This window comes from Streptomyces sp. NPDC058964 (genome assembly GCF_042741275.1).
In the GTDB taxonomy this organism is placed as follows: Bacteria; Actinomycetota; Actinomycetes; order Streptomycetales; family Streptomycetaceae; genus Streptomyces.
Genome location: NZ_JBHYKH010000299.1, coordinates 1 through 9011 on the forward strand (window position 1 = coordinate 1; position 9011 = coordinate 9011).

8 protein-coding genes are annotated in these 9011 nt (G+C 70.5%); 4 read left to right on the forward strand and 4 right to left on the reverse strand.

The genetic code is table 11. The features are described 5' to 3' along the window. Nucleotides 1–93: 93 nt before the first annotated feature. From ACFW2E_RS29875 to ACFW2E_RS29885, 3 genes are all read right to left on the reverse strand, one after another. Nucleotides 94–1251, reverse strand: a complete 1158-nt coding sequence (locus tag ACFW2E_RS29875) for an acyl-CoA dehydrogenase family protein (RefSeq protein ID WP_384470184.1) — start codon at nucleotides 1249–1251, stop codon at nucleotides 94–96. A gap of 120 nt (nucleotides 1252–1371) precedes the next feature. Further along, nucleotides 1372–1947, reverse strand: coding sequence for a Uma2 family endonuclease (locus tag ACFW2E_RS29880; protein WP_384470194.1), 576 nt, complete (start codon nucleotides 1945–1947; stop codon nucleotides 1372–1374). Nucleotides 1948–2007: 60 nt separating this feature from the next. After that, nucleotides 2008–2613 carry a TetR/AcrR family transcriptional regulator gene (locus ACFW2E_RS29885; protein ID WP_384470185.1) on the reverse strand — a complete coding sequence of 202 codons (606 nt, stop codon included), beginning with the start codon at nucleotides 2611–2613 and terminating at the stop codon, nucleotides 2008–2010. Between the two features lie 95 nt (nucleotides 2614–2708). Here ACFW2E_RS29885 and ACFW2E_RS29890 point away from each other — a divergent pair, with 95 nt between their 5' ends. The 4 genes from ACFW2E_RS29890 to ACFW2E_RS29905 are packed head-to-tail and all read left to right on the forward strand — an operon-like array spanning nucleotide 2709 to nucleotide 8384. Beyond that, nucleotides 2709–4325 (forward strand): carboxyl transferase domain-containing protein, encoded by a 1617-nt coding sequence (locus ACFW2E_RS29890; protein ID WP_384470186.1) that lies wholly within the window; start codon nucleotides 2709–2711, stop codon nucleotides 4323–4325. A gap of 11 nt (nucleotides 4326–4336) precedes the next feature. Then, nucleotides 4337–6280, forward strand: a complete 1944-nt coding sequence (locus tag ACFW2E_RS29895; protein ID WP_384470187.1) for an acetyl/propionyl/methylcrotonyl-CoA carboxylase subunit alpha — start codon at nucleotides 4337–4339, stop codon at nucleotides 6278–6280. Further along, nucleotides 6277–7218, forward strand: coding sequence for a hydroxymethylglutaryl-CoA lyase (locus ACFW2E_RS29900; protein ID WP_384470188.1), 942 nt, complete (start codon nucleotides 6277–6279; stop codon nucleotides 7216–7218). Before ACFW2E_RS29895 ends, ACFW2E_RS29900 begins: the two co-directional genes overlap by 4 nt. A gap of 5 nt (nucleotides 7219–7223) precedes the next feature. Further along, on the forward strand, nucleotides 7224–8384 hold the full coding sequence (locus ACFW2E_RS29905; protein WP_384470189.1) for an acyl-CoA dehydrogenase family protein: 1161 nt from the start codon (nucleotides 7224–7226) through the stop codon (nucleotides 8382–8384). 42 nt (nucleotides 8385–8426) lie between these two features. Here the strand turns inward: ACFW2E_RS29905 and ACFW2E_RS29910 are convergent, their stop codons facing one another. After that, nucleotides 8427–8873 carry a hypothetical protein gene (locus ACFW2E_RS29910; RefSeq protein WP_384470190.1) on the reverse strand — a complete coding sequence of 149 codons (447 nt, stop codon included), beginning with the start codon at nucleotides 8871–8873 and terminating at the stop codon, nucleotides 8427–8429. Between the last annotated feature and the right edge of the window lie 138 nt (nucleotides 8874–9011).

Sequence of the window (9011 nt, forward strand, 5' to 3'; positions counted from 1 at the left end):
GCTCCAGATCGAGCAGCTCGAGCAGGGACTGCAGTGCCTGACTCATATGTCAGTTGTATCGTGCAGTGATTTCGTGGACCTTGCGGACCCGTGTCACAGACCCATGTCCTTGGCGATGATCGACTTCATGATCTCGCTGGTCCCGCCGTAGATGCGGTTGACGCGGTTGTCCGCGTACAGGCGGGCGATCGGGTACTCGTTCATGAAGCCGTAGCCGCCGTGCAGCTGGAGGCAGCGGTCGATCACACGGTGGGCGACCTCGGTGCAGAACAGCTTGGCGGAGGCGGCCTCGGCGGGGGTCAGCTCACCCGCGTCGAGTGCCTCGGTCGCGCGGTCGGCGACGGCCTCGGCCGCGTCCACCTCGGCCTGGCAGGCGGCCAGCTCGAACTTGGTGTTCTGGAAGGACGCGACGGTCTGGCCGAAGACGGTGCGCTGCTGGACGTACTCCTTGGCGAACCGGACGGCGGCCTTGGCCTGGGCGTACGCGCCGAAGGCTATGCCCCAGCGCTCGGAGGCGAGGTTGTGGCCGAGGTAGTAGAAGCCCTTGTTCTCCTCGCCCAGCAGGTCCTCGACGGGCACCTTGACGTCGACGAACGCCAACTCGGCGGTGTCGGAGGTCTTCAGGCCCAGCTTGTCGAGCTTGCGGCCGATCGAGTAGCCCTCGGCCTTGGTGTCCACCACGAAGAGGGAGATGCCGTGACGGCGGTCCTCGGCGGTGGGCGCGGCGGTGCGGGCGCAGACGATCATGCGGTCGGCGTGCACGCCACCGGTGATGAACGTCTTGGAGCCGTTGAGGACGTAGTGCGTGCCGTCCTCGGAGAGCTTGGCGGTGGTCTTCATGCCCGCGAGGTCGGAGCCGGTGCCGGGCTCGGTCATCGCGATGGCCCACATCTCCTCACCGGAGACGAACTTGGGCAGGTAGCGCTTCTTCTGCTCATCGGAGGCGAGCAGCTTGATGTAGGGCAGGCCGAGCAGGACGTGCACGCCGGAGCCGCCGAAGGAGACACCCGCGCGGGCGGTCTCCTCGTACAGGACGGCCTCGAACTTGTACGAGTCGATGCCCGCGCCGCCGTACTCCTCGTCGACCCGGATACCGAAGACGCCGAGCTCGGCGAGCTTGTAGTAGAAGTCGCGCGGCGCCTGGCCGGCCGCGAACCACTCGTCGTACACCGGCACGACCTCGGCCTCGATGAAGGCGCGAAGAGTCTCCCGGAACGCCTCGTGATCCTCGTTGAACAGCGTACGGCGCACTCCGCCACCTCCACGTACTTCGGCATGTCTAAGCGCTTGCTCAGATCCCAAGATACCGGCGAGTACATTCAGGCGTCCAGGGTGACCTTGCCCACCCTCCACCCCGGGCGGGCGGCTGCCTCAGTCCCCGGCCTTGCCGTACCGGCGGAACGCGGAGGTGTCCACCGTCCAGGGGCCGAACGGGACCGAGTCTCCATAGATGTACGGGTCCTTGCGGGTGTAGCGCCCCTTGCACGGATCGGAGTGCACCTCGATCGTGCCGGTCCGGGGGTCGACGATCAGGTAGTGGGGGATGCCCATGGCCGGATAGTCGGCGAGCTTCTCGACGTAGTCGTTGTTCGGGTTGGACGGCGAGACGATCTCGATGGCCGCGAGGACCTGCGTCGCATCGACGGCGACGCCCTCCTCGTCGAGGACCCCGTCAGGGATGACGACGGCGTCGGGGAGGCGCATACGGCCGATCTCCGGGTGCTCGATCTCGGGGCCGTTCTCGCAGACGTAGCCGGGGTGGGTGGCGGGAAGCTGTGCGTTGAGCTGGTTACGAATACGACTGACTGTGCCCTCATGACGCTTCGAGGGGCACATCATGGCCAGTACCGGACCCGACGGCCCGATCTCGACGCTCCAAGCTCCTTCGAGCTGCTCGGCGTAGGCACCGAGTTCCACGGCGATCGCGCGCATCTTCGCGTAGTCCATGGCCATGGACTCAGCGTACTGAGGTGAAGCCCGACCGGCGGCCCGTCGGCCCGCCTCGGCTCAGTCCCCCGTCGCACCCGCCGCCGCGAGCGCCCCCCGCGCCATCCGGTGCAGCAGCTCCGCGGTGACCCCCCGGCCGGGCAGGGACCCCGGCCGCCCCAGATGCGGGGTCGAGTTCAGCAGGCCGAAGACCGAGTGGACCGCCGAGCGGGCCGAGGGCTCGGCCAGCCCCGGATAGACCTCCCGCACGACCTCCACCCACAGCTCGACGTACTGCCGCTGCAACTGCCGCACGAGCTTGCGGTCACTGTCCCGGAGGCGGTCCAGCTCACGGTCGTGCAGGGTGATCAGGGGGCGGTCGTCGAGGGCGAAGTCGATGTGCCCCTCGATGAGGGAGTCGAGGACCGCCGAGGGACCGGCCGCGCCGTCGGCCTCCGCCAGGCGCCTCTTCGCCCCGGTCAGCAGCTGACCGCTGATCCCGACCAGCAGCTCCGCGAGCATCGCGTCCTTGCCCGCGAAGTGCCGGTACAGGCCGGGACCGCTGATGCCGACCGCCGCCCCTATCTCGTCGACCCCGACACCGTGGAAGCCGCGCTCGGCGAAGAGCCGGGCGGCCTCCTTGAGGATCTGCTCGCGGCGGGTGGGGGCGTCGGCTCTGGTGACCATGCAAACAATTCTAGACAGGGAGGTTAGCGGTCGTTAACCTGAAGGAAATGGTTAACGCTCATTAACAGTCGATCGCTGGGTGAGGGGACCGCAGGATGCAAGAGGCACCGGAGCTGACGAGCGCGGCAGATCCCGCGTCGGAGGCCTGGAGGGCCAACGAGGAAGCCCACCTCGCACTCGTCGGGGAGCTGCGCGGCAAGCTGGCCGCGGCGGCGCTCGGCGGCGGCGAGAAGGCGCGCGCCCGGCACACCTCCCGCGGCAAGCTGCTGCCGCGGGACCGCGTGGACACGCTGCTGGACCCGGGCTCGCCGTTCCTGGAGCTGGCGCCGCTCGCGGCCGACGGGATGTACGACGGCCAGGCCCCGGCCGCGGGTGTCATCGCCGGGATCGGCCGGGTCAGCGGCCGGGACTGCGTGGTCGTGGCCAACGACGCCACCGTCAAGGGCGGCACGTATTACCCGATGACGGTGAAGAAGCACCTGCGGGCGCAGGAGGTGGCTCTGGAGAACCGCCTGCCCTGTGTCTACCTCGTGGACTCCGGCGGCGCCTTCCTGCCGATGCAGGACGAGGTCTTCCCCGACCGCGAGCACTTCGGGCGGATCTTCTACAACCAGGCGCGGATGTCCGGCGCCGGCATCCCCCAGATCGCTGCCGTCCTCGGGTCGTGCACCGCCGGCGGCGCCTACGTCCCGGCGATGAGCGACGAGGCCGTGATCGTCCGCAACCAGGGGACGATCTTCCTGGGCGGGCCGCCTCTGGTGAAGGCCGCCACCGGCGAGGTGGTGACCGCCGAGGAGCTGGGCGGCGGCGAGGTCCACTCCCGGGTCTCCGGCGTCACCGACCACCTCGCCGAGGACGACGCGCACGCGCTGCGGATCGTGCGCAACATCGTCGCCACGCTTCCCGCGCGCGGGACGCTCCCCTGGGAGGTCACCGCGGCGGCCGAGCCCAAGGTCGACCCGTACGGGCTGTACGGGGCGGTGCCGGTCGACTCCCGCACCCCCTACGACGTGCGCGAGATCATCGCGCGCGTGGTCGACGGCTCCCGTTTCGCGGAGTTCAAGTCCGAGTTCGGGCAGACCCTGGTCACCGGCTTCGCCCGGATCCACGGCCACCCGGTCGGGATCGTCGCCAACAACGGCATCCTGTTCTCCGAGTCCGCCCAGAAGGGCGCCCACTTCATCGAGCTGTGCGACCAGCGCGGGATCCCGCTGGTGTTCCTGCAGAACATCTCCGGCTTCATGGTGGGCAGGGACTACGAGGCCGGCGGTATCGCCAAGCACGGCGCCAAGATGGTGACGGCCGTCGCCTGCACGCGCGTGCCGAAGCTGACGGTCGTGGTAGGCGGTTCGTACGGCGCCGGCAATTACTCGATGTGCGGCCGGGCCTACTCCCCCCGCTTCCTGTGGATGAGGCCCAACGCCAAGATCTCCGTCATGGGCGGCGAACAGGCCGCCTCCGTCCTCGCGACCGTCAAGCGGGACCAGCTGGAGGCGCGCGGCGAGTCCTGGCCCGCGGAGGACGAGGAGGCGTTCAAGGCGCCGATCCGCGACCAGTACGAGCGCCAGGGCAACGCCTACTACGCCACGGCCCGGCTCTGGGACGACGGCGTGATCGACCCGCTGGAGACCCGTCAGGTGCTGGGCCTCGCCCTGACCGCCTGTGCCAACGCGCCTCTGGGTGACCCCCAGTTCGGCGTCTTCCGGATGTGAGGAGGGGAACCGTGTTCGACACAGTGCTTGTGGCCAACCGTGGCGAGATCGCCGTACGCGTCATCCGTACGCTCCGCTCGCTGGGCGTGCGCTCGGTGGCGGTCTTCTCCGACGCCGACGCCGACGCACGGCACGTACGGGAGGCCGACACGGCGGTACGGATCGGTCCGGCGCCCGCGGCCGAGAGCTATCTGTCGGTGGAGCGGCTGCTGGAGGCCGCCGCCCGCACCGGCGCCCAGGCCGTCCACCCCGGGTACGGCTTCCTCGCCGAGAACGCCGGCTTCGCCCGCGCGTGCGAGGCGGCGGGGCTGGTCTTCATCGGCCCGCCCGCGGACGCGATCTCCCTCATGGGCGACAAGATCCGCGCCAAGGAGACCGTGCGGGCGGCCGGGGTACCGGTCGTCCCCGGCTCCAGCGGGAGCGGACTGTCCGACGCCCAGCTCGCCGACGCCGCCCGTGAGATCGGCGTGCCGGTGCTGCTGAAGCCGTCGGCCGGCGGCGGCGGCAAGGGCATGCGGCTGGTGCGCGAGCTGTCCGCGCTGGAGGACGAGATCGCCGCCGCCCGCCGTGAGGCCCGGGCCTCCTTCGGCGACGACACGCTCCTGGTCGAGCGCTGGGTGGACCGCCCCCGGCACATCGAGATCCAGGTCCTGGCCGACGGCCACGGCAACGTCGTGCACCTCGGCGAGCGCGAGTGCTCGCTCCAGCGGCGCCACCAGAAGATCATCGAAGAGGCGCCGAGCGTCCTCCTCGACGAGGAGACCCGGGCGGGGATGGGCGAGGCCGCGGTGCAGGCGGCCCGGTCGTGCGGGTACCGGGGCGCGGGCACGGTGGAGTTCATCGTGCCGGGCGGCGACCCGTCGTCGTACTACTTCATGGAGATGAACACCCGTCTCCAGGTCGAGCACCCCGTCACCGAGCTGGTCACCGGGCTGGACCTGGTCGAATGGCAGCTCCGGGTGGCGGCGGGCGAGCGGCTGCCGTATGCGCAGGAGGACATCCGGCTGACCGGTCACGCGGTCGAGGCCCGGATCTGCGCGGAGGACCCCTCGCGCGGCTTCCTGCCCTCCGGCGGCACGGTCCTGCGGCTCAGGGAGCCCCAGGGCGACGGCGTGCGCACCGACTCCGGGCTCAGCGAGGGCACCGAGGTCGGCAGCCTGTACGACCCGATGCTCTCCAAGGTGATCGCGTACGGCCCGGACCGCGAGACCGCGCTGCGCAGGCTCCGTTCGGCGCTGGCGGAGACGGTCACGCTGGGCGTGCAGACCAACGCGGGCTTCCTGCGCCGGCTCCTGGCCCACCCGGCGGTCGTGGCGGGCGAGCTGGACACCGGTCTGGTGGAGCGGGTCGTGGACGACCTCGTCTCCACGGACGTACCGCGGGAGGTGTACGAGGCAGCGGCCGCCGTACGCCTGGAGGCACTGAAGCCTCGCGGCGAGGGCTGGACCGACCCGTTCTCCGTGCCGAACGGCTGGCGGCTCGGCGGGCGGCCCGCCCCACTGGCCTTCGACCTGCGGGCGCCGGGGCTCGACCCCGTCACCCATGAGCCGCGTGGCACCCACACCGTCACCGGGGACTCGGTCGCCGTCACCCTCGACGGCGTCCGCCACACCTTCCACCGCGCCGCCGACTGGATCGGCCGCGACGGCGACGCCTGGCACGTGCGCGACCACGACCCGGTGGCCGCGTCCCTCACCCGGGCCGGGCACGCGGGCGCCGACTCGCTCACCGCGCCGATGCCCGGCACGGTCACCGTCGTGAAGGTGGCGGTCGGCGACGAGGTGGCCGCGGGCCAGAGCCTGCTGGTGGTCGAGGCGATGAAGATGGAGCACGTCATCTCCGCCCCGCACGCAGGCACGGTCGCCGAACTGGACGTGAAGCCCGGCACGACGGTCGCCATGGACCAGGTCCTGGCCGTCATCGCGCCGCACGACACGGAGGAGGTGGCGCAGTGACCGCCGACGGACTCCCCATGGCCGTACCGGCCCAGGACCTGCCCGCACGGGTGCGGATCCACGAGGTCGGCGCGCGCGACGGGCTGCAGAACGAGAAGTCGGCCGTGCCGACGGAGGTGAAGGCGGAGTTCGTCCGCCGCCTGGCCGACGCGGGCCTGACGACGATCGAGGCGACGAGCTTCGTGCACCCGAGGTGGGTGCCCCAGCTGGCCGACGCCGAGCAGCTGTTCCCGCTGGTCGCCGATCTGCCGGTGGCACTGCCGGTGCTGGTGCCGAACCAGCGGGGCCTGGACCGCGCGCTGGCGCTGGGTGCCCGCCGGGTGGCCGTCTTCGCCAGCGCCACCGAGTCCTTCGCGAAGGCCAACCTCAACCGCACGATCGACGAGTCGCTGGGCGTGTTCGACCCGGTGGTGCGGCACGCGAAGGACGCGGGCGTCCATGTCCGCGGCTATGTCTCCATGTGCTTCGGCGACCCCTGGGAGGGCGCCGTCCCCATCCACCAGGTGGTGCGCGTCTGCAAGGCGCTGATGGACATGGGCTGCGACGAACTGAGCCTGGGCGACACGATCGGGGTCGCGACCCCGGGCCATGTCCTGGAACTCCTCTCCGTGCTCAACGAGGAGGGCGTGCCGACCAATGTGATCGGTGTGCACTTCCACGACACCTACGGCCAGGCGCTGGCCAACACCTACGCGGCGCTCGAGCACGGCGTCACCACGATCGACGCCTCCGCCGGCGGTCTGGGCGGCTGCCCCTACGCCAAGTCCGCCACCGGCAACCTCGCCACCGAAGACCTCGTATGGATGCTGCAGGGCCTCGGCATCGAGACAGGGGTCGACCTCGGCCGTCTGACCGCCACCAGCGTGTGGATGGCCGAACAGCTGGGCCGGCCCAGCCCGTCCCGTACCGTCCGCGCCCTCTCCCACAAGGACCAGTGATCAGCATGGACCACCGCCTCTCCCCCGAGCTGGAGGAACTCCGCCGCACGGTGGAGGAGTTCGCGCACGACGTCGTGGCGCCGAAGATCGGCGACTTCTACGAGCGGCACGAGTTCCCGTACGAGATCGTCCGCGAGATGGGCCGTATGGGCCTGTTCGGTCTGCCGTTCCCGGAGGAGTACGGCGGCATGGGCGGCGACTATCTGGCGCTGGGCGTGGCGCTGGAGGAGCTGGCCCGCGTCGACTCCTCCGTGGCCATCACGCTGGAGGCCGGTGTCTCCCTGGGCGCGATGCCGATCCACCTCTTCGGCACGGACGAGCAGAAGCGCGAGTGGCTCCCCCGGCTGTGCGCCGGCGAGATCCTGGGCGCCTTCGGACTCACCGAGCCGGACGGCGGCTCGGACGCTGGCGCGACGCGCACGACGGCCCGTCTCGACCCGGAGACGGACGAATGGGTCATCAACGGCTCGAAGTGCTTCATCACCAACTCCGGCACGGACATCACGGGTCTGGTGACGGTCACGGCCGTCACCGGCCGCAAGCCGGACGGACGGCCGCGGATCTCGGCGATCATCGTGCCGTCCGGCACGCCCGGCTTCACGGTCGCGGCCCCCTACTCGAAGGTGGGCTGGAACGCCTCGGACACGCGTGAGCTGTCCTTCTCGGACGTCCGGGTCCCGGCGGCGAACCTGCTGGGCGAAGAGGGCCGGGGCTACGCGCAGTTCCTGCGGATCCTCGACGAGGGCCGTATCGCCATCGCCGCGCTGGCGACCGGTCTGGCGCAGGGCTGTGTGGACGAGTCGGTGAAGTACGCGAAGGAACGCCGGGCGTTCGGCCGTCCGATCGGCGCCAACCAGGCCATCCAGTTCAAGATCGCCGACATGGAGATGAAGGCCCACACGGCCCGCCTCGCCTGGCGCGACGCGGCGAGCCGCCTGGTCGCCGGTGAGCCCTTCAAGAAGGAGGCGGCCCTCGCCAAGCTCTACTCCTCCACGATCGCCGTGGACAACGCCCGGGACGCCACGCAGGTGCACGGGGGTTACGGCTTCATGAACGAGTATCCGGTGGCCCGCATGTGGCGCGACTCCAAGATCCTGGAGATCGGCGAGGGCACGAGCGAGGTGCAGCGGATGCTGATCGCACGGGAACTGGGGCTCATGAGCTGACGAGCGGGGAGGGAGCCTTTGCCGACGGGCCGGCCCCTGAGGTCACTTCTCGCGGGTGAGCTTCACGCCGACGCTGCACGGGTCGTCCGGGTCGGTGGTCTCGCACAGGCTCTTCCCACCGTCCACCACGGCCAGGTCGACGAAGCAGGAGAACTCCTGGCTGTCGTCGCTTGCGAAGGACAGCCCGATCCGGTCGCCCGAAGCCGCCTTGTGTGACACGGCCGCACCGCTGTCGCCGTCGTCGACGAAGAAGCCCCGGGTGCCGCTGTTCCGGCCGGCCGCGCAGTGGTCGGACTTCTTCCCCAGGTCGTGGGAGACGAAGGTGCGGTCCTTGGACAGGGTGATCCGCTCTCCGCCGGGTGCCTGCCAGTCGCCGACGGCGTCGGAGGCCGCCACCTTCGTGGTCTGCTCCCCGGCACAGGCGGTCAGCAGGAGGAGGGGGACTGCCGCGGCGGCAATGGTGCGGCCGATCCCACGGGGCGTTCTCAACACGTCCTCCGTTCTCAACACGTCCTCACGGTAATGGGAGGCGGGGGGGGGCCCGGCAAGGGGGACCCCCCCGAGGGGGAAGCGGGGGGGGGAGGCGGGGCGCATTGTTTTAGCGGGGTTTTTTGTTAAGATGGTAGA

Bases quoted from the DNA above. Each gene is read 5' to 3' on its own strand.
- ACFW2E_RS29880 (WP_384470194.1), bottom strand. From the start codon at position 1,947: ATGGACTACGCGAAGATGCGCGCGATCGCCGTGGAACTCGGTGCCTAC.
- ACFW2E_RS29885 (WP_384470185.1), bottom strand. From the start codon at position 2,613: ATGGTCACCAGAGCCGACGCCCCCACCCGCCGCGAGCAGATCCTCAAG.
- ACFW2E_RS29890 (WP_384470186.1), top strand. From the start codon at position 2,709: ATGCAAGAGGCACCGGAGCTGACGAGCGCGGCAGATCCCGCGTCGGAG.
- ACFW2E_RS29905 (WP_384470189.1), top strand. From the start codon at position 7,224: ATGGACCACCGCCTCTCCCCCGAGCTGGAGGAACTCCGCCGCACGGTG.